The organism is Pseudomonas sp. C7.1 (genome assembly GCF_056312395.1).
On record NZ_JBWDTL010000002.1, the window covers coordinates 280,797 to 299,569 of the forward strand.

An 18,773-nucleotide genomic window follows, 5' to 3' on the forward strand; every position below is an offset into this window, starting at 1 on the left:
TTAAGCTAGGAGTTAATTGTCGTGGCTAAAGAAAAATTTGAACGTAACAAGCCGCACGTCAACGTTGGCACTATCGGTCACGTTGACCACGGTAAAACCACTCTGACCGCTGCTCTGACCCGCGTCTGCTCCGAAGTATTCGGTTCGGCCAAGGTTGACTTCGACAAGATCGACAGCGCCCCAGAAGAAAAAGCTCGTGGTATCACCATCAACACCGCTCACGTTGAATACGATTCGTCCGTGCGTCACTACGCACACGTTGACTGCCCAGGTCACGCCGACTACGTAAAAAACATGATCACCGGTGCTGCGCAGATGGACGGCGCTATCCTCGTTTGCTCCGCTGCTGACGGTCCGATGCCGCAGACTCGCGAGCACATCCTGCTGTCCCGTCAGGTAGGTGTTCCGTACATCGTGGTCTTCCTGAACAAGGCTGACATGGTTGACGACGCCGAGCTGCTGGAGCTGGTGGAAATGGAAGTGCGTGACCTGCTCAGCACTTACGATTTCCCAGGCGACGACACGCCGATCATCATCGGTTCCGCTCTGATGGCGCTCAATGGTCAAGACGACAACGAGATGGGCACCACTGCCGTCAAGAAGTTGGTTGAGACTCTGGACAGCTACATCCCTGAGCCGGTTCGTGCGATCGACAAGCCGTTCCTGATGCCAATCGAAGACGTGTTCTCGATCTCCGGTCGTGGCACCGTGGTAACTGGCCGTATCGAGCGCGGTATCGTCAAGATCCAGGAAGAAATCGAGATCGTTGGTCTGCGTGATACCACCAAGACCACCTGTACCGGTGTTGAAATGTTCCGCAAGCTGCTCGACGAAGGTCGTGCTGGCGAGAACTGCGGCGTGCTGCTGCGCGGCACCAAGCGTGACGACGTAGAGCGTGGCCAGGTTCTGGTCAAGCCAGGTTCGGTTAAGCCGCACACCACCTTCACTGCAGAAGTGTATGTGTTGAGCAAAGAAGAAGGCGGTCGTCACACTCCGTTCTTCAAAGGCTACCGTCCTCAGTTCTACTTCCGTACTACTGACGTAACCGGTAACTGCGAACTGCCGGAAGGCGTTGAGATGGTAATGCCAGGTGACAACATCCAGATGACTGTCACTCTGATCAAAACCATCGCAATGGAAGAAGGTCTGCGTTTCGCCATTCGTGAAGGCGGTCGTACCGTCGGCGCCGGCGTCGTAGCCAAAATCATCGCGTAAGTGATGGTTTAAGAAAAAGCCTCCGCTTGCGGGGGCTTTTTTATGCCCGCCATCCCTGGCGGTCACCCTTCGGGCCGTCGCTGCGCGACGTTAAAAATTGCTCCCGGCAATTTTTTTATGTCCGCCATCCCTGGTGGTCGCCCTCTGGGTCATTTCCTTATTGGGTTGACACCTGCTAGGGGCGTCTATAGAATCACGCCTCCTTTTAACGGGCGTATTGCGCCCGTTGGGAATAGCAGCTTGGAATCTGAGGTCAAAATGCAAAACCAACAAATCCGTATTCGGTTGAAGGCTTTTGACCATCGCCTGATCGATCAATCAACCCAGGAAATCGTGGAAACCGCGAAACGTACTGGTGCTCAGGTGCGTGGTCCTATTCCTCTGCCTACCCGCAAAGAGCGGTTCACTGTACTGACCTCGCCACACGTCAACAAAGACGCGCGTGATCAGTTCGAGATCCGTACTCATAAGCGTGTTCTGGACATCGTCCAGCCAACGGATAAAACCGTTGACGCGCTGATGAAGCTTGACCTTGCGGCTGGCGTGGAAGTGCAGATCAGCCTCGGCTAAGACCGCTTTAGGTTTTAGTCGTGTAACGCTCTGAAATGGGCGGCCATAGCGGGTGAAAGCCCCGTACACTCATGAGGTTACAACATGACTATTGGTGTAGTCGGTCGAAAAGCGGGTATGACCCGTATTTTCACCGAAGAAGGTGTCTCCATTCCGGTTACGGTCATTGAGATCGAGCCGAATCGCGTCACTCAGTTCAAAACTGAAGAGTCCGATGGCTATCGTGCAGTGCAGGTCACTGTCGGCGAGCGTCGTGCTTCACGTGTCAGCAAGGCGCAAGCCGGTCACTTCGCTAAGGCGAATGTCGCGGCGGGTCGCACTGTTATGGAATTCCGTCTTGAAGAAGGCGAGTACCAGGCAGGTGATCTGATCAACGCTGAAATATTCCAAGCTGGTCAACTGGTGGATGTCACCGGTCAGTCCAAAGGTAAAGGCTTTGCCGGTACCATCAAGCGTTGGAATTTCCGCGGCCAAGACAATACTCACGGTAACTCCGTGTCCCACCGTGTTCCGGGCTCCATTGGCCAGTGCCAGACTCCGGGTCGCGTATTCAAGGGCAAAAAAATGTCCGGTCATATGGGCGCTGAGCGCGTGACCGTGCAGTCCCTGGAAGTAGTGCGGGTTGACGCTGAACGCAATCTGTTGTTGGTCAAAGGTGCTGTTCCTGGCGCTACTGGCGGCAACCTGGTTGTACGTCCAGCGGCCAAGGCTCGCGGTTAAGGGGAAGCTGACATGCAATTAAATGTAAATGGCGCTCAAGCAATCGAAGTATCCGAAGCCACTTTTGGCGGCGCATACAACGAGACCCTGGTTCACCAAGCAGTTGTGGCCTACATGGCCGGCGGCCGTCAGGGCAGCAAGCAGCAGAAGACTCGTTCCGACGTATCCGGTGGCGGTAAGCGCCCTTGGCGTCAGAAGGGTACTGGTCGTGCTCGTGCAGGTACCACTCGTGGTCCGATCTGGCGTGGCGGTGGTGTGACCTTCGCGGCTCGTCCGCAGAATCACGATCAAAAGCTGAACAAGAAAATGTATCGCGCTGCATTGCGTTCGATTCTTGCCGAGCTGGTTCGTACTGATCGTCTGATCGTCGTCGAAGACTTCAGCGTTGAAGCTCCGAAGACCAAAGAACTGTTGGGCAAATTGAATGGCATGGGTCTGACCGATGTGCTGATCGTGTCCGATGCTATTGATGAGAATCTGTACCTGGCTGCTCGCAACCTGCCACACGTTGATGTTCGTGACGTGCAAGGTTCCGATCCAGTTAGTCTGATCGCGTATGAAAAGGTGCTGGTCACCATTTCTGCCGTGAAGAAATTCGAGGAGCTGCTGGGATGAACCAGGAACGCGTATTTAAAGTGCTGCTTGGCCCGCACATCTCCGAGAAGGCCACGGTTCTCGCTGACAAGAAAAGTCAGTTCGTTTTCAAGGTTGCAACCGATGCAACCAAGCTGGAAATCAAGAAGGCCGTCGAAAGCCTGTTCAGTGTGAATGTTGCTGCTGTTAATACCGTGAATGTTCTCGGTAAGACCAAGCGCAACGCTCGCGGCCTGGGCAAGCGTAACGACTGGAAGAAGGCGATCATTTCGCTTCAGCCAGGCCAAGATCTCGATTTCGCCAGCAGTGCTGAGTAAGGAAGGGGTGCATCATGGCAATCGTTAAATGCAAACCGACTTCCCCTGGCCGCCGTTTTGTGGTCAAGGTGGTCAATCAGGAGCTGCATAAAGGCGCTCCTTACGCTCCGCTGCTTGAGAAGAAGTCGAAGACTGGCGGTCGTAACAACAATGGTCGTATCACCACCCGTCATATCGGTGGTGGCCACAAGCAGCATTACCGTCTGGTCGATTTCCGTCGCAACGACAAAGATGGCATTCCAGCCACTGTCGAGCGTATTGAATACGATCCGAACCGTACCGCACACATCGCTCTGCTGATGTATGCAGACGGCGAGCGTCGCTACATCATCGCCCCTAAAGGCGTGAGTGCTGGCGATCAGCTGGTAGCTGGCATCATGGCTCCGATCAAGCCGGGCAACAGTCTGCAACTGCGCAACATCCCAGTTGGTAGCACTGTTCACGGTATCGAACTGAAGCCGGGTAAAGGTGCTCAGATCGCTCGTTCCGCTGGTGCTTCGGCTCAGCTGATTGCGCGTGAAGGTGTCTACGTGACCCTGCGTCTGCGTTCCGGTGAAATGCGTAAAGTCCTGGCTGAATGCCGTGCGACCCTGGGTGAAGTCTCGAACTCCGAGCACAGCCTGCGTTCGCTGGGTAAAGCGGGTGCCAAACGCTGGCGTGGCGTTCGCCCAACCGTTCGTGGTGTTGCCATGAACCCGGTTGACCACCCACACGGTGGTGGTGAAGGTCGTACCTCTGGTGGTCGTCATCCGGTGTCTCCATGGGGCTTCCCGACGAAGGGCGCGAAGACTCGTGGTAACAAACGCACCGACAATATGATCGTCCGTCGTCGCAAGTAAATAGAGGGATACGACAGTGCCACGTTCTCTGAAAAAAGGTCCTTTTATTGATCTTCACCTACTGAAGAAGATCGAAGTGGCGGTGGAAAAGAATGATCGCAAGCCGGTGAAAACCTGGTCGCGCCGTTCGATGATCCTGCCACAAATGGTCGGTTTGACCATCGCTGTACATAACGGTCGTCAACATGTCCCAGTTCTCGTGAACGAAGACATGGTCGGCCACAAACTAGGCGAATTTGCCGGCACTCGTACCTATCGTGGGCACGTGGCTGACAAGAAAGCCAAGCGTTAAGGGGTTAGGAAATGGAAGTAGCCGCTAAGTTGTCGGGCGCTCGCATCTCCGCCCAAAAAGCCCGCTTGGTCGCCGACCAGATCCGCGGGAAGAAGGTGGGCGAAGCGCTCAACCTCCTGGCTTTCAGCAGTAAGAAAGCCGCCGAGATCATTAAGAAAGTGCTGGAGTCGGCTGTAGCCAACGCCGAGCACAACGAAGGCGCAGACGTTGATGACTTGAAGGTCAGCACCGTTTTCGTCAACGAAGGGCGTTCGCTGAAGCGCATCATGCCGCGTGCCAAAGGCCGCGCTGATCGCATCGTCAAGCGGTCTTGCCATATCACTGTCAAGGTTGCGGACAAGTAACGGAGTCGATCAGATGGGTCAGAAAGTACATCCCATTGGCATTCGCCTGGGAATCGTCAAGGAGCACACCTCCGTCTGGTACGCCAGCGGTCGGACTTATGCGGACTATTTGTTCGCTGATCTGAAGGTGCGCGAGTATCTCCAAGACAAACTAAAAAGCGCGTCCGTAAGCCGTATCGACATTGCTCGCCCGGCTCAAACTGCACGTATCACCATCCACACTGCTCGTCCCGGTATCGTTATCGGTAAGAAAGGTGAAGATGTTGAGAAACTGCGTCAGGACCTGACCAAGCAAATGGGTGTGCCTGTGCACATCAATATCGAAGAGATCCGCAAGCCGGAGCTCGACGGTATGCTGGTTGCGCAGAGCGTAGCTCAGCAGCTGGAGCGTCGTGTGATGTTCCGTCGCGCTATGAAGCGTGCTGTACAGAACGCCATGCGTATTGGTGCCAAGGGCATCAAAATCCAAGTGAGCGGTCGTCTCGGCGGTGCTGAAATTGCACGTACCGAATGGTATCGCGAAGGTCGTGTGCCGTTGCACACCCTGCGTGCCGATATCGACTATGCCACGTACGAAGCGCACACCACTTACGGTGTGATCGGTGTCAAGGTTTGGATCTTCAAAGGCGAAGTTATTGGTGGCCTTAAAGAAGAACTGAAACCCCAAGCGCCTGCGCCTCGTAAAAAAGCTGCTAAGTAAGGAGTACGCAAAATGTTGCAACCAAAGCGTACGAAGTTCCGTAAGCAGATGACCGGCCACAACCGTGGTCTGGCTCAGCGCGGTAGCAAAGTCAGCTTCGGCGAGTTTGCGCTGAAGTCTGTTGCCCGTGGTCGTCTCACCGCCCGTCAGATTGAGTCCGCTCGTCGTGCTCTGACTCGTCACGTTAAGCGTGGCGGGAAAATCTGGATTCGCGTTTTCCCGGACAAGCCGATCTCCAAGAAGCCTCTTGAAGTGCGGATGGGTAAAGGGAAGGGTAGCGTTGAATATTGGGTAGCCCAGATCCAGCCAGGCAAAGTCCTGTATGAGATCGAAGGCGTTTCCGAAGAGTTGGCGCGTGAGGCTTTCGCCCTGGCTGCTGCAAAGCTGCCACTCGCCACCACTTTTGTTAAGCGGACGGTGATGTGATGAAGGCGAATGAACTTCGTGAAAAATCAGCACAGCAGCTGAACGAGCAACTGCTCGGCCTGCTGCGCGACCAGTTCAATCTGCGTATGCAGAAAGCAACTGGCCAGTTGGGGCAGTCTCACCTGCTCTCGCAAGTTAAGCGCGACATCGCTCGTGTGAAAACTGTGCTCAACCAGCAGGCAGGTAAGTGATCATGGCTGAAGCCGAAAAAACAGTCCGTACGCTGACCGGCCGTGTCGTCAGCGACAAGATGGACAAGACCATCACCGTATTGATCGAGCGTCGCGTTAAGCACCCGATTTACGGCAAATATGTCAAGCGTTCGACCAAGCTGCACGCGCACGACGAAACCAACCAGAGCAAGATCGGTGACAAAGTTTCCATTCGCGAAACTCGTCCCGTTGCCAAGACTAAATCTTGGGCGCTGGTTGAGATCCTCGAACGCGCAGTGGAAGTCTAAGGGCTAAGGGTCGGAGAAATTATATGATTCAGACTCAATCCATGCTCGACGTCGCTGACAACAGCGGTGCTCGTCGCGTTATGTGTATCAAGGTGCTGGGCGGTTCGCATCGCCGTTATGCTGGCATCGGCGACATCATCAAAGTCACCGTTAAGGAAGCAATTCCGCGCGGTAAAGTGAAAAAAGGCCAAGTGATGACTGCTGTTGTAGTCCGCACGCGTCACGGCGTTCGTCGCCCTGATGGCTCGATCATTCGCTTTGATGGCAACGCTGCTGTTCTGCTGAACAACAAGCAAGAGCCAATTGGCACTCGTATTTTTGGGCCAGTGACTCGTGAGCTTCGTACTGAGAAGTTCATGAAGATCGTCTCGCTCGCCCCTGAAGTGCTCTAAGGAGATCCGACATGCAAAAGATTCGTCGTGACGACGAGATCATCGTGATCGCCGGTAAAGACAAAGGTAAGCGTGGCAAGGTGCTCAAGGTTCTCGCTGACGACCGTTTGGTCGTTGGTGGGATCAACCTGGTGAAGCGCCATACCAAGCCGAACCCGATGTCGGGCGTTCAGGGCGGTATCGTCGAGAAAGAAGCGCCAATGCACGCTTCTAACGTGGCCATCTTCAATGGCGAAACCAACAAGGCTGACCGCGTTGGTTTCAAAGTAGAAGAAGGTAAAAAAATTCGTGTCTTCAAGTCGACCCAAAAAGCGGTTGATGCTTGAACACTGCTAGGTAGAAGACCATGGCACGACTAAAAGAGATTTATCGGAAAGAAATCGCTCCCAAGCTTAAGGAAGAACTTAAGCTTGCTAACGTGATGGAAGTTCCGCGTATCACCAAGATCACCCTGAACATGGGCCTTGGCGAAGCAATCGGTGACAAGAAAATCATCGAGCACGCTGTTGCCGACCTGGAAAAGATTACCGGTCAGAAAGTCGTTGTGACTCATGCCCGTAAGTCGATTGCAGGCTTCAAGGTTCGTGAGGGCTGGCCGATCGGCGTTAAAGTAACTCTGCGCCGTGAGCGTATGTACGAGTTCCTGGATCGTCTGCTGTCCATCTCCCTGCCGCGCGTGCGTGACTTTCGCGGCCTGAATGCCAAGTCCTTTGATGGTCGTGGCAACTACAGCATGGGCGTGAAAGAGCAGATCATCTTCCCGGAAATCGACTACGACAAGATCGATGCCCTGCGTGGTCTGGACATTACCCTGACCACCACTGCCCGTACGGATGATGAAGGTCGCGCATTGCTGCGTGCTTTCAAATTCCCGTTCCGCAACTGATTGGAGTTGGATCATGGCCAAAACCAGCATGAAAAACCGCGAGCTGAAGCGTCAGCAGACGGTAGCCAAGTACGCTAAGAAGCGTGCCGAGCTGAAAGCTACCATCGCCGATCTGAACGCCAGTCCGGAAGCGCGTTGGGAAGCTCAGGTTGCACTGCAGAAGCAGCCGCGTGACGCCAGCGCCTCGCGCCTGCGTAATCGCTGTCGCATTACCGGTCGTCCGCACGGCGTTTATCGCAAGTTCGGTCTGTCGCGTATCAAGCTGCGTGAAGCTGCAATGCGTGGTGATGTACCAGGTCTGGTTAAAGCCAGCTGGTAAAAAACAAAGCCGGCCTAGCGCCGGCTTTGTCTTATCTGCGTGTTATGTGTGCATCAAGCCCCTTTGGGGCTTGATTCATTTTTGATCAGTCTCTAGAATGCTCGGCTCGCCTGAGCCTGGGTTCAATTTTTCTCAGAATTCTCAGCGACTGTAGCCGCAAGGCTAATTCTTTTTGTATCAGGAGCGTCTAGCCCATGAGTATGCAGGACCCGTTAGCGGACATGCTAACTCGTATCCGTAATGCCCAGATGGCTGAAAAGTCCGTCGTAAGCATGCCGTCTTCCACGTTGAAGGTGGCTGTAGCCAAAGTTTTGAAAGACGAAGGTTATATTGCGGGTTATCAGATCAGCGGTGAAGTTAAGCCGCAGCTGTCCATCGAGCTGAAATACTTCGAAGGCCGTCCGGTCATCGAAGAAGTTAAGCGCGTGAGCCGTCCAGGCCTTCGCCAGTACAAATCCGTCGATGATCTGCCGAAAGTTCGTGGCGGTCTCGGTGTATCCATCGTCTCCACCAACAAGGGTGTGATGACGGACCGCGCTGCGCGCGCTGCCGGTGTCGGCGGCGAAGTGCTTTGCACAGTGTTCTAAGGGGGGATAAGCATGTCTCGCGTTGCTAAGAACCCCGTTAAGCTGCCCGCTGGTGTTGAGATCAAACTCGCCGGCCAACAGCTTTCGGTAAAGGGTGCCAAGGGCACTCTCGAACTGAACGTTCACTCGTCCGTTGAAGTTCTGCAAGAAGCTGGTGAGCTGCGTTTCGCTGCTCGCAATGGCGATCAGCAGACTCGTGCAATGGCCGGTACCACTCGCGCCCTGGTCAACAATATGGTGATCGGTGTTAGCACAGGCTTCGAGCGTAAGCTGCAGCTGGTTGGTGTTGGTTACAAAGCGCAAGCCAAAGGTCAGGTGCTGAACCTCGCTCTCGGCTTCTCCCATCCGATCGACTATGAGTTGCCGGACGGTGTAGTTGCTGAAACCCCGAACCAGACCGAGATCCTGATCAAGGGTGTCGACAAACAACTGGTTGGTCAGGTCGCTGCGGAGATTCGTGACTTCCGTCGTCCTGAACCTTATAAGGGCAAAGGTGTTCGTTACGCTGACGAAGTCGTCCGCCGTAAAGAAGCCAAGAAGAAGTAGGGCATAGCAAATGACCGACAAAAAAGTTACTCGACTGCGTCGCGCTCGCAAAGCACGCCTGAAAATGCACGAGCTCGAAGCCGTGCGTCTCTGCGTGTATCGCTCTTCGCAGCACATCTATGCCCAGGTCATTTCGGCCGACGGCAGCAAGGTTCTGGCCAGTGCCTCTACCTTGGACAAAGCACTGCGTGACGGCGCCACTGGCAACGTCGACGCGGCCAAGAAAGTTGGTGAGCTGGTTGCCGAGCGTGCGAAAGCCGCTGGTGTAACTCAGGTTGCATTCGACCGTTCTGGCTTCAAGTACCACGGCCGCGTCAAGGCGCTGGCTGATGCTGCTCGTGAAGGCGGGCTGGAGTTCTAAGTTATGGCAAATAACGACCAAAAGCGCGACGAAGGCTATATCGAGAAGCTGGTACAGGTTAACCGCGTTGCCAAGACCGTTAAGGGTGGCCGTATCTTCACTTTCACCGCGTTGACCGTGGTGGGTGATGGTAAGGGTCGCGTCGGTTTCGGCCGTGGCAAATCCCGTGAAGTGCCTGCTGCCATCCAGAAAGCGATGGAAGCTGCTCGTCGCAACATGATCCAGGTTGATCTGAACGGCACCACCCTGCAGTACGCAATGAAGTCTGCTCATGGCGCCTCCAAGGTGTACATGCAGCCTGCTTCTGAAGGTACCGGCATCATTGCCGGCGGCGCTATGCGTGCCGTGCTGGAAGTGGCTGGCGTGCAGAACGTTCTGGCTAAGTGCTACGGCTCGACTAACCCAGTGAACGTGGTGTACGCCACTTTCAAAGGTTTGAAAGCTATGCAGTCGCCAGGTTCTGTTGCGGCTAAGCGTGGCAAGAGCGTCGAGGAGATTCTCTAATCATGGCTAATACCGTAAAAGTCACGCTGATCAAAAGCATGACCGGCCGTATCCCCAACCATAAACTCTGCGTTAAGGGTCTGGGTCTGCGTCGCATCGGTCACACCGTAGAAGTCCTGGATACTCCCGAGAATCGCGGGATGATCAACAAGGCTTACTACATGCTGCGAGTCGAGGGTTAATTCATGTACCTGAACGATTTGAGTCCTGCGCCGGGTTCCCGCCGCGAGAAGCACCGTCCGGGCCGTGGTATCGGTAGCGGTTTGGGTAAGACTGGTGGCCGCGGCCACAAAGGTCAGACCTCCCGCTCCGGTGGCACCATTGCTCCGGGTTTCGAAGGCGGCCAGCAGCCTCTGCACCGCCGTCTGCCTAAGTTCGGTTTCGTTTCTTTGAAGGCTATGGATCGCGCACAAGTGCGTACCTCCGAGCTGAATAAAATCGAAGGCGGCATTGTTACTCTGCAGTCGCTGAAGGATGCCAACCTGATCAACCAAAACGTACAGCGTGTGAAAGTCATGCTGAGCGGTGAAGTTACTCAGGCAGTCACCCTTAAAGGTATCGCCGTCACCAAAGGTGCGCGTGCGGCTATCGAAGCAGCTGGCGGTAAGTTCGAGGAATAAATGGCTAAGCAAGGTGCTCTCTCAGCGCTCAGCAATGGCGGGTTGTCCGAACTCTGGGCTCGTTTGCGCTTTCTATTCATGGCGATCATCGTCTATCGGATAGGTGCACACATCCCAGTTCCAGGCATCAACCCGGACCGGCTGGCGGACCTGTTTCGACAGAATGAGGGGACCATTCTTAGCTTGTTCAACATGTTTTCCGGCGGCGCGCTGGAGCGTATGAGCATTTTTGCATTGGGGATCATGCCGTATATTTCGGCGTCGATCATCATGCAGCTCATGACCGCTGTCAGCCCGCAGCTGGAGCAGTTGAAGAAGGAAGGTGAGGCTGGCCGTCGCAAGATAAGCCAGTACACCCGCTACGGCACCCTCGTCCTGGCATTTGTCCAAGCTGTCGGCATGTCCGTCGGTCTGGCCAGTCAGGGCGTAGCGTTTACGGTCGATTTCGGCTTCCACTTCGTTGCAGTCACCACATTTGTGGCGGGTGCGATGTTTATGATGTGGTTGGGCGAGCAAATCACCGAGCGTGGTGTTGGCAACGGTATTTCGATGCTGATTTTTGCAGGCATCGTAGCCGGTCTGCCGTCGGCGGTTGGGCAGTCTTTCGAGTCTGCTCGCCAGGGCGATATCAACATCTTTGCCCTGATCGCCATCGGTTTGCTGGCAGTAGCGATTATCGGTTTTGTGGTGTTCATTGAGCGTGGTCAGCGTCGCATTGCGGTGCACTACGCCAAGCGTCAGCAGGGCCGCAAGGTCTTTGCTGCGCAGACCAGCCACTTGCCGTTGAAGGTGAACATGGCGGGGGTTATCCCGGCTATTTTCGCCAGCAGCCTTCTGTTATTCCCGGCTTCGCTGGGTGCCTGGTTTGGTCAGTCTGAAGGTATGGGCTGGCTGCAGGATATTTCACAGGCTATCGCTCCTGGTCAGCCGTTGAACATTTTGCTGTTTAGTGCAGGGATCGTGTTCTTCTGCTTCTTCTATACAGCGCTGATGTTCAACCCGAAAGACGTAGCGGAGAACCTGAAGAAGTCCGGTGCCTTTATTCCGGGTATCCGTCCCGGTGAGCAATCGGCGCGCTATATAGATGGCGTGTTGACTCGCTTGACCATGTTCGGTGCTCTGTACATGACGGCCGTATGCTTGTTGCCCCAGTTCTTGGTGGTGGCTGCCAACGTACCGTTCTATCTTGGCGGGACCTCGTTGCTGATCGTGGTGGTGGTTGTGATGGACTTTATGTCGCAAGTACAATCGCACCTCGTTTCGCACCAGTACGAATCCCTGATGAAGAAAGCCAACCTGAAGGGCTACGGCAGCGGCATGCTGCGCTGAAGCTCATAAGGTTCGAGGAGTTGGTGATGAAAGTTCGTGCATCGGTGAAAAAGCTGTGCCGTAACTGCAAGATTATCCGTCGCGAAGGTGTTGTTCGCGTGATTTGCAGCTCGGAACCGCGTCACAAGCAGCGCCAAGGCTGAGTGTGAGTGAAGTGACAAGCCCGGCAGCTAGTGCGCTGCCGGGTTGATTATTTGTTTCTACAGCGCTAATATCTTGCGCCCTATTTCTTGGCTTCCGGGGCGTAGGTAGCTGTCAATTGGAGTTCCACTGAATGGCCCGTATTGCAGGCGTTAACATTCCGGATAACAAGCACACTGTTATCTCGTTGACCTACATCTATGGTGTTGGTCGCACAACTGCACAGAAAGTCTGTGCTGCCGCCGGCGTTAATCCGGCTGCAAAGATCAAAGATCTCTCTGATGAGCAGATCGAGCAGCTGCGTGGCGAAGTAGCCAAGGTGAATACCGAAGGCGACCTGCGTCGTGAAGTGAACATGAAAATCAAGCGCTTGATGGACCTGGGTTGCTACCGCGGCCTGCGTCATCGTCGTGGTCTGCCGGTTCGCGGTCAGCGTACCAAGACCAACGCGCGTACCCGTAAGGGCCCGCGTAAGCCGATCCGCAAGTAATCGCATTCGCGCATCGACAGGAATCTAGTCATGGCAAAACCTGCTGCTCGTACTCGTAAGAAAGTCAAAAAGACGGTGGTTGATGGCATCGCCCACATCCACGCCTCTTTCAACAACACAATCGTGACCATTACTGACCGTCAGGGCAACGCCCTGTCCTGGGCTACCTCTGGTGGTTCGGGGTTCCGCGGCTCGCGTAAAAGCACCCCGTTCGCCGCCCAGGTGGCTGCAGAACGTGCTGGTCAAGCTGCGCTGGAATACGGTCTGAAGAACCTCGACGTTAACGTCAAGGGTCCCGGTCCGGGTCGTGAGTCCGCTGTCCGTGCTTTGAACGGCTGTGGCTATAAGATCGCCAGCATCACCGATGTGACGCCCATCCCGCATAACGGGTGCCGTCCTTCGAAGAAGCGTCGCGTGTAATCAGGAGACAGTGAGAAATGGCTCGTTACATTGGTCCCAAATGCAAACTGTCTCGTCGTGAAGGCACAGATCTTTTCCTGAAAAGCGGTGTACGCGCTCTGGAATCGAAGTGCAACATCGAAGCAGCCCCAGGTATTCACGGTCAGCGCCGTGGCCGTCAGTCCGACTACGGCACCCAGCTGCGTGAGAAGCAAAAAGTTCGTCGTATCTACGGTGTACTTGAGCGTCAATTCAGCGGTTATTACAAAGAAGCTGCCGGTAAGAAAGGCGCTACTGGTGAGAACCTGCTGCAACTGCTCGAATGCCGTCTGGATAACGTGGTTTACCGCATGGGCTACGGTGCTACTCGCGCTGAATCCCGTCAGCTGGTATCGCACAAGTCGATCAGCGTAAACGGTAAAACTGTCAACGTACCGTCCTACCAGGTTAAAGCTGGCGACGTGGTTGCAGTCCGCGAGAAATCGAAGAATCAGCTGCGCATTGTTCAAGCTCTTGAGCTGTGTGCCCAGCGTGGCCGCGTTGAGTGGGTCGAAGTTGACACTGAGAAGAAGTCGGGCGTTTTCAAGAACGTTCCAGCTCGCAGTGACCTCTCGGCTGACATCAACGAAAGCCTGATTGTCGAGCTCTACTCCAAGTAAGGGCTAGAAAATAGGTGCATCCATGCAGATTTCGGTAAATGAGTTCCTGACCCCCCGTCACATTGATGTGCAGGTGGTCAGTTCGACCCGCGCCAAGATCACTCTCGAGCCTCTCGAGCGTGGCTTTGGCCATACCCTGGGCAACGCGCTGCGCCGCATCCTGTTGTCCTCCATGCCTGGCTGTGCAGTAGTCGAGGCCGAGATTGACGGTGTACTCCATGAGTACAGCGCCATCGAAGGTGTTCAGGAAGATGTGATTGAAATCCTGCTCAACCTGAAAGGTCTGGCTGTCAAACTGCACGGTCGTGACGAAGTGACGTTGACTCTGGCGAAGAAGGGCTCGGGCGTAGTTACCGCTGCCGATATTCAGCTGGATCACGATGTCGAAATCGTCAATGGCGACCACGTAATCGCCAACCTGGCTTCCACTGGCGCGCTGAACATGAAGCTCACCATAGCTCGTGGTCGCGGCTATGAGCCGGCTGATGCTCGTCAGAGCGATGAAGATGAAAGCCGCAGCATTGGTCGCTTGCAGCTGGATGCTTCGTTCAGCCCGGTACGCCGTGTGTCGTACGTGGTGGAAAACGCTCGTGTTGAGCAGCGTACTAACCTGGACAAGCTGGTTATTGACCTGGAGACCAACGGTACTCTGGACCCTGAAGAGGCTATTCGCCGCGCTGCAACCATTCTGCAACAGCAGTTGGCTGCGTTCGTCGACCTCAAAGGTGACAGCGAGCCTGTTGTTATCGAGCAGGAAGATGAGATCGATCCGATCCTCCTGCGTCCGGTTGATGACCTGGAACTGACTGTACGTTCGGCTAACTGCCTCAAGGCAGAGAACATTTACTACATCGGCGATCTGATTCAGCGCACCGAAGTAGAACTGTTGAAAACGCCGAACCTGGGCAAGAAATCCCTGACTGAAATCAAGGATGTTCTGGCTTCTCGCGGTCTGTCCCTCGGTATGCGCCTCGACAACTGGCCGCCGGCAAGTCTGAAGAAAGACGATAAGGCAACTGCCTGATCGTCATCATCACCGAACGTGAGTTTGGTAAGGAATTGAACCATGCGTCATCGTAAAAGTGGCCGTCACCTCAGCCGCACCAGCGCACACCGCAAGGCCATGTTCCAGAACATGGCGGTATCGCTGTTCGAGCATGAGCTGATCAAAACTACTCTGCCGAAAGCCAAAGAGCTGCGTCGCGTTGCTGAGCCGCTGATTACTCTGGCTAAAGAAGACAGCGTTGCCAATCGTCGTCTGGCCTTCGACCGTACGCGTTCGAAAGCCATCGTCGGTAAGCTGTTCAACGACCTGGGCAAGCGCTATGCCACCCGTCAGGGCGGTTACCTGCGTATCCTCAAGTGCGGTTTCCGTACTGGCGACAATGCTCCAATGGCCTATGTTGAACTGGTTGACCGTCCGGTCGCTGGTGCAGCTGTAGATGCTGAGTAAGTCGTACGTTGTATAAGAAACCGGGCCTTGGCCCGGTTTTTTTATACCTGTATTGCACATCGTTCGTGTTTCGATGCGGGCTTATGTGCTGTGCTTGACCCAGGGGTTGTGCACAGGCAGCGTTAATTTTTGTTTGTCGCGTGTTTGAGGGGATGCCCATGAAAGGCCATATAGAAGTCATCGATTACCTGAAGATGCTGCTCAAGGGCGAGCTGGCGGCCCGTGATCAGTACTTCGTGCATTCGCGTCTGTATGAGGATTGGGGTTTCAGCAAGTTGTATGAGCGGATCAACCATGAAATGGAAGAGGAAACTCAGCACGCTGACGCCATCCTCAAGCGCATTCTGTTTCTTGAGGGCACGCCGGATATGGTCCCTGACAGCTTCCGCTTCGGCCAGAGCGTGCCAGAGATGCTCAAGCTCGACCTCGCCTTGGAATATCATGTGCGCGAAGCGCTAAGCAAAGGCATTGCCCTGTGCGAGCAGCATCAGGATTACCAAACCCGCGACATCCTGCTGGTGCAACTCAAAGACACCGAAGAAGATCACGCTTATTGGCTGGAAGTTCAGCTCGGCTTGATCGACCGCATTGGTCTGCAGAACTACCTGCAGACGCAGATGTAAGCATTTTTGCAATCAATAAAAAGCCCCGACGATTCGGGGCTTTTTAGTGTGCGCGGGTTTAGTCGCGATCACGTTCCAGCAAGGGCTTGAGGAAGTAGCCAGTGTGTGACTGCGGCATTTCGGCGACTTCTTCGGGTGTGCCGACGGCGATGATCTGGCCACCTTTGGAGCCACCCTCTGGACCAAGGTCCACCAGCCAGTCAGCGGTCTTGATCACGTCCAGGTTGTGCTCGATTACGACCACTGTGTTGCCGTGGTCACGCAGGCGGTGCAGCACGTCGAGCAGTTGCTGGATATCGGCGAAGTGCAGGCCGGTGGTCGGCTCATCGAGGATGTACAGGGTTTTGCCCGTGTCGCGCTTGCTCAGCTCGCGGGAGAGTTTTACGCGCTGCGCCTCGCCGCCGGACAGGGTGGTCGCGCTCTGGCCCAGCTTGATGTAGGACAAACCCACATCCATCAGCGTCTGCAGCTTGCGCGCCAGGGCCGGCACGGCATCGAAGAACACTCGCGCTTCCTCGATGGTCATGTCGAGCACTTCGGTAATGCTCTTGCCCTTGTATTTCACTTCCAGGGTTTCGCGGTTGTAGCGCTTGCTCTTGCACACATCGCAGGGCACGTAGATGTCCGGCAGGAAGTGCATTTCCACCTTGATCAGGCCGTCGCCCTGGCAGGCTTCGCAGCGACCGCCCTTGACGTTGAAGCTAAAGCGCCCCGGGCCGTAACCGCGCGAGCGCGATTCCGGCACGCCGGCGAACAGCTCGCGGATCGGGGTGAACAGCCCGGTGTAGGTCGCAGGATTCGAGCGCGGCGTACGGCCAATCGGGCTTTGGTCGATATCCACCACCTTGTCCAGGTGCTGCAGGCCGTCGATGCTGTCGTGAGCGGCGGCTTCCAGGGTGGTGGCGCCGTTCAGTGCGGTGGCGCTAAGCGGGAACAGGGTGTTGTTGATCAGCGTCGACTTGCCCGAGCCGGATACGCCGGTGACGCAGGTGAGCAGGCCAATCGGAATGTCCAGATCGACATTACGCAGGTTGTTGCCGCGCGCGCCCTTGATCTTCAGCGAGAGCTTCTTGTCCCGTGGCGTGCGCTTGGCCGGCACTTTAATCTTCACCCGGCCGGACAGGTATTTGCCGGTCAGCGAATCCGGGTGGGCCATGACTTCGGCCGCAGTGCCCTGGGCGACGATCTGCCCGCCGTGCACGCCGGCGCCGGGGCCAATATCCACCACGTAGTCGGCCATGCGGATAGCGTCTTCATCGTGCTCGACCACGATCACCGTGTTGCCGATGTCGCGCAGGTGACGCAGGGTCCCGAGCAGGCGCTCGTTGTCGCGTTGGTGCAGGCCGATGCTCGGCTCGTCGAGGATATACATCACCCCGACCAAGCCGGCACCAATCTGGCTGGCCAGGCGGATACGTTGCGCTTCACCGCCGGACAGGGTGTCGGCGCTGCGGTCCAGCGTCAGGTAATCGAGGCCAACGTTGACCAGAAACTGCAGGCGCTCGCGGATTTCCTTGAGGATTTTCTCGGCGATTTCGCCGCGCCGGCCGGGTAGTGCAAGGCTGCCGAAATACTCGGTGGCATCGCCAATCGGCATGCCGCTGACTGCTGGCAGGGTCTTCTCGCCGACCCACACGTGGCGCGCTTCGCGGCGCAGGCGGGTGCCTCGGCAGTCCTGGCAGGCCTGGGTGCTGAGGAACTTGGCCAGCTCCTCGCGCACGCTGGTGGATTCGGTTTCGCGGTAGCGCCGCTCCAGGTTCGGCACGATGCCTTCGAAGGGGTGCGAACGCTTGACGATGTCGCCACGGTCATTGAGGTATTTGAAGTCAACGTTTTGCGCGGCGCTGCCGAACAGGATGCACTTCTGGTGTTCGGCGCTGAGTTCGTCGAACGGCACTTCCAGGCTAAAGCCGTAATGCGCAGCGAGTGAGCCGAGCATCTGGAAGTAATAGACGTTGCGCCGGTCCCAGCCACGGATCGCGCCCTCGGCCAGGGTCAGCTCGCCGTTGACCAGGCGCTTGGTGTCGAAGAATTGCTTAACGCCCAGGCCGTCGCAGGTCGGGCAGGCGCCGGCCGGGTTGTTGAAGGAGAACAGCTTGGGCTCCAGCTCACTGATCGAGTGGCCGCACACTGGGCAGGCAAAGCGGGCGGAGAAGATGATTTCTTCACCTTCCCCTCCCTCCATGGGGGCGATCAGCGCAAGGCCATCGGCCAGCTTGAGCGCGGTCTCGAAAGATTCGGCCAGGCGCTGCTGCAGGTCGCCACGGGCCTTAAAGCGGTCGACTACGGCATCGATGCTGTGCTTCTTCTGCTTGTCGAGCTTGGGCAGTTCGTCCAGCTCGTAAATCTTTCCGTTGACCCGTACGCGCACGAAACCCTGGGCGCGCAACTCATCGAAGATCGCCAGGTGCTCGCCTTTGCGTTCGCGAATTACGGGTGCCAGCAGCATCAGCTTGCTGCCTTCGGGCAATGCCAGCACTTGGTCGACCATCTGGCTAACGGTCTGTGCTTCCAGCGGCAGGTCGTGATCCGGGCAGCGCGGAATACCGGCGCGGGCGTAGAGCAGGCGCAGGTAGTCGTAGATCTCGGTGATGGTGCCGACGGTGGAGCGCGGGTTGTGCGAGGTGGATTTCTGCTCGATGGAAATCGCCGGCGACAGGCCTTCGATGGTGTCGACATCGGGCTTTTCCATCATCGACAGAAACTGCCGGGCATAGGCCGACAGCGACTCGACATAACGGCGCTGGCCCTCGGCGTAGAGGGTGTCGAAGGCCAGCGACGACTTGCCGGAACCAGACAGGCCGGTGATCACGATCAGCTTGTCGCGCGGCAAGGTCAGGTCGATGTTTTTCAGGTTGTGGGTGCGGGCACCCCGGATCAGAATCTTGTCCACAAACAACGGCCTCGCATGGCGGGCGGAAAACCACCGAGTATACGGGCCCGAAGGCGGGCGCGGCAAAGCGTCACTGCTGTGCCGCGCTCATTCA

General features: G+C 56.0%; 31 protein-coding genes. 30 read left to right on the forward strand and 1 reads right to left on the reverse strand.

Features of this window, described 5'->3' with window-relative positions:
- The first annotated feature begins 21 nt into the window (after window positions 1–21).
- The 30 genes from tuf (at window position 22) to bfr (ending at window position 15,786) form a co-directional block, all read left to right on the forward strand.
- A complete protein-coding gene (gene tuf / locus AC0T4W_RS02465; protein ID WP_160089368.1) occupies window positions 22–1,215 on the forward strand; it encodes an elongation factor Tu in 1,194 nt (397 codons plus the stop codon).
- A 258-nt stretch (window positions 1,216–1,473) separates the two neighbouring features.
- A complete protein-coding gene (gene rpsJ / locus AC0T4W_RS02470) occupies window positions 1,474–1,785 on the forward strand; it encodes a 30S ribosomal protein S10 (protein ID WP_010486970.1) in 312 nt (103 codons plus the stop codon).
- An 84-nt stretch (window positions 1,786–1,869) separates the two neighbouring features.
- Window positions 1,870–2,505, forward strand: coding sequence for a 50S ribosomal protein L3 (gene rplC / locus AC0T4W_RS02475; RefSeq protein WP_090255807.1), 636 nt, complete (start codon window positions 1,870–1,872; stop codon window positions 2,503–2,505).
- A gap of 12 nt (window positions 2,506–2,517) precedes the next feature.
- The gene (gene rplD / locus AC0T4W_RS02480; RefSeq protein WP_430696769.1) at window positions 2,518–3,120 is read left to right on the forward strand and encodes a 50S ribosomal protein L4; all 603 of its coding nucleotides are present in this window, start codon (window positions 2,518–2,520) and stop codon (window positions 3,118–3,120) included.
- Complete coding sequence (gene rplW / locus AC0T4W_RS02485; protein WP_160089364.1) at window positions 3,117–3,416, forward strand: 50S ribosomal protein L23; 300 nt, start codon at window positions 3,117–3,119, stop codon at window positions 3,414–3,416. Before rplD ends, rplW begins: the two co-directional genes overlap by 4 nt.
- Window positions 3,417–3,430: 14 nt before the next feature.
- Window positions 3,431–4,255 carry a 50S ribosomal protein L2 gene (gene rplB / locus AC0T4W_RS02490; protein ID WP_090255801.1) on the forward strand — a complete coding sequence of 275 codons (825 nt, stop codon included), beginning with the start codon at window positions 3,431–3,433 and terminating at the stop codon, window positions 4,253–4,255.
- A gap of 16 nt (window positions 4,256–4,271) precedes the next feature.
- Window positions 4,272–4,547 carry a 30S ribosomal protein S19 gene (rpsS, locus tag AC0T4W_RS02495; RefSeq protein ID WP_010486981.1) on the forward strand — a complete coding sequence of 92 codons (276 nt, stop codon included), beginning with the start codon at window positions 4,272–4,274 and terminating at the stop codon, window positions 4,545–4,547.
- Window positions 4,548–4,558: 11 nt separating this feature from the next.
- Complete coding sequence (gene rplV, locus AC0T4W_RS02500) at window positions 4,559–4,891, forward strand: 50S ribosomal protein L22 (protein ID WP_003210077.1); 333 nt, start codon at window positions 4,559–4,561, stop codon at window positions 4,889–4,891.
- Between the two features lie 13 nt (window positions 4,892–4,904).
- The gene (gene rpsC, locus AC0T4W_RS02505) at window positions 4,905–5,591 is read left to right on the forward strand and encodes a 30S ribosomal protein S3 (protein WP_069519907.1); all 687 of its coding nucleotides are present in this window, start codon (window positions 4,905–4,907) and stop codon (window positions 5,589–5,591) included.
- 12 nt (window positions 5,592–5,603) lie between these two features.
- The gene (rplP, locus tag AC0T4W_RS02510; RefSeq protein ID WP_090255798.1) at window positions 5,604–6,017 is read left to right on the forward strand and encodes a 50S ribosomal protein L16; all 414 of its coding nucleotides are present in this window, start codon (window positions 5,604–5,606) and stop codon (window positions 6,015–6,017) included.
- Window positions 6,017–6,208: a 50S ribosomal protein L29 gene (gene rpmC / locus AC0T4W_RS02515; RefSeq protein WP_002555481.1), complete on the forward strand. Its 192-nt coding sequence runs from the start codon at window positions 6,017–6,019 to the stop codon at window positions 6,206–6,208. Before rplP ends, rpmC begins: the two co-directional genes overlap by 1 nt.
- A gap of 2 nt (window positions 6,209–6,210) precedes the next feature.
- Window positions 6,211–6,477, forward strand: a complete 267-nt coding sequence (gene rpsQ, locus AC0T4W_RS02520) for a 30S ribosomal protein S17 (protein WP_090243097.1) — start codon at window positions 6,211–6,213, stop codon at window positions 6,475–6,477.
- Window positions 6,478–6,500: 23 nt separating this feature from the next.
- A complete protein-coding gene (gene rplN / locus AC0T4W_RS02525; protein WP_003281831.1) occupies window positions 6,501–6,869 on the forward strand; it encodes a 50S ribosomal protein L14 in 369 nt (122 codons plus the stop codon).
- An 11-nt stretch (window positions 6,870–6,880) separates the two neighbouring features.
- Window positions 6,881–7,195, forward strand: coding sequence for a 50S ribosomal protein L24 (gene rplX, locus AC0T4W_RS02530; RefSeq protein ID WP_167147115.1), 315 nt, complete (start codon window positions 6,881–6,883; stop codon window positions 7,193–7,195).
- Window positions 7,196–7,215: 20 nt separating this feature from the next.
- Window positions 7,216–7,755 (forward strand): 50S ribosomal protein L5, encoded by a 540-nt coding sequence (rplE, locus tag AC0T4W_RS02535; protein WP_090255796.1) that lies wholly within the window; start codon window positions 7,216–7,218, stop codon window positions 7,753–7,755.
- Window positions 7,756–7,768: 13 nt separating this feature from the next.
- Window positions 7,769–8,074 carry a 30S ribosomal protein S14 gene (gene rpsN / locus AC0T4W_RS02540; RefSeq protein ID WP_090243102.1) on the forward strand — a complete coding sequence of 102 codons (306 nt, stop codon included), beginning with the start codon at window positions 7,769–7,771 and terminating at the stop codon, window positions 8,072–8,074.
- A gap of 194 nt (window positions 8,075–8,268) precedes the next feature.
- Entirely contained in the window at window positions 8,269–8,661 is a 393-nt protein-coding gene (rpsH, locus tag AC0T4W_RS02545) for a 30S ribosomal protein S8 (protein ID WP_069519903.1), read from the forward strand.
- Window positions 8,662–8,673: 12 nt separating this feature from the next.
- Window positions 8,674–9,207, forward strand: coding sequence for a 50S ribosomal protein L6 (gene rplF, locus AC0T4W_RS02550; RefSeq protein WP_160089362.1), 534 nt, complete (start codon window positions 8,674–8,676; stop codon window positions 9,205–9,207).
- Between the two features lie 10 nt (window positions 9,208–9,217).
- The gene (rplR, locus tag AC0T4W_RS02555; protein ID WP_003293038.1) at window positions 9,218–9,568 is read left to right on the forward strand and encodes a 50S ribosomal protein L18; all 351 of its coding nucleotides are present in this window, start codon (window positions 9,218–9,220) and stop codon (window positions 9,566–9,568) included.
- 3 nt (window positions 9,569–9,571) lie between these two features.
- Window positions 9,572–10,072: a 30S ribosomal protein S5 gene (rpsE, locus tag AC0T4W_RS02560; RefSeq protein ID WP_090255789.1), complete on the forward strand. Its 501-nt coding sequence runs from the start codon at window positions 9,572–9,574 to the stop codon at window positions 10,070–10,072.
- A gap of 2 nt (window positions 10,073–10,074) precedes the next feature.
- On the forward strand, window positions 10,075–10,254 hold the full coding sequence (gene rpmD / locus AC0T4W_RS02565) for a 50S ribosomal protein L30 (RefSeq protein WP_079204534.1): 180 nt from the start codon (window positions 10,075–10,077) through the stop codon (window positions 10,252–10,254).
- A 3-nt stretch (window positions 10,255–10,257) separates the two neighbouring features.
- Window positions 10,258–10,692 carry a 50S ribosomal protein L15 gene (rplO, locus tag AC0T4W_RS02570; protein WP_090243121.1) on the forward strand — a complete coding sequence of 145 codons (435 nt, stop codon included), beginning with the start codon at window positions 10,258–10,260 and terminating at the stop codon, window positions 10,690–10,692.
- A complete protein-coding gene (secY, locus tag AC0T4W_RS02575) occupies window positions 10,693–12,021 on the forward strand; it encodes a preprotein translocase subunit SecY (protein WP_476315683.1) in 1,329 nt (442 codons plus the stop codon). It begins immediately after the preceding gene.
- 26 nt (window positions 12,022–12,047) lie between these two features.
- On the forward strand, window positions 12,048–12,164 hold the full coding sequence (gene rpmJ / locus AC0T4W_RS02580) for a 50S ribosomal protein L36 (RefSeq protein WP_046788135.1): 117 nt from the start codon (window positions 12,048–12,050) through the stop codon (window positions 12,162–12,164).
- Between the two features lie 131 nt (window positions 12,165–12,295).
- Window positions 12,296–12,652 (forward strand): 30S ribosomal protein S13, encoded by a 357-nt coding sequence (gene rpsM, locus AC0T4W_RS02585; RefSeq protein WP_090377333.1) that lies wholly within the window; start codon window positions 12,296–12,298, stop codon window positions 12,650–12,652.
- 30 nt (window positions 12,653–12,682) lie between these two features.
- Complete coding sequence (gene rpsK / locus AC0T4W_RS02590) at window positions 12,683–13,072, forward strand: 30S ribosomal protein S11 (RefSeq protein WP_013789773.1); 390 nt, start codon at window positions 12,683–12,685, stop codon at window positions 13,070–13,072.
- Window positions 13,073–13,089: 17 nt separating this feature from the next.
- Window positions 13,090–13,710 (forward strand): 30S ribosomal protein S4, encoded by a 621-nt coding sequence (rpsD, locus tag AC0T4W_RS02595; protein ID WP_160016246.1) that lies wholly within the window; start codon window positions 13,090–13,092, stop codon window positions 13,708–13,710.
- Window positions 13,711–13,732: 22 nt separating this feature from the next.
- Window positions 13,733–14,734, forward strand: a complete 1,002-nt coding sequence (locus AC0T4W_RS02600; RefSeq protein WP_090255780.1) for a DNA-directed RNA polymerase subunit alpha — start codon at window positions 13,733–13,735, stop codon at window positions 14,732–14,734.
- A gap of 42 nt (window positions 14,735–14,776) precedes the next feature.
- The gene (rplQ, locus tag AC0T4W_RS02605; protein ID WP_069519894.1) at window positions 14,777–15,163 is read left to right on the forward strand and encodes a 50S ribosomal protein L17; all 387 of its coding nucleotides are present in this window, start codon (window positions 14,777–14,779) and stop codon (window positions 15,161–15,163) included.
- A 158-nt stretch (window positions 15,164–15,321) separates the two neighbouring features.
- On the forward strand, window positions 15,322–15,786 hold the full coding sequence (gene bfr / locus AC0T4W_RS02610) for a bacterioferritin (protein WP_476315689.1): 465 nt from the start codon (window positions 15,322–15,324) through the stop codon (window positions 15,784–15,786).
- Window positions 15,787–15,844: 58 nt separating this feature from the next.
- Here bfr and uvrA read toward each other — a convergent pair whose 3' ends face one another.
- Window positions 15,845–18,679, reverse strand: a complete 2,835-nt coding sequence (uvrA, locus tag AC0T4W_RS02615; protein WP_476315691.1) for an excinuclease ABC subunit UvrA — start codon at window positions 18,677–18,679, stop codon at window positions 15,845–15,847.
- Window positions 18,680–18,773: the final 94 nt, after the last annotated feature.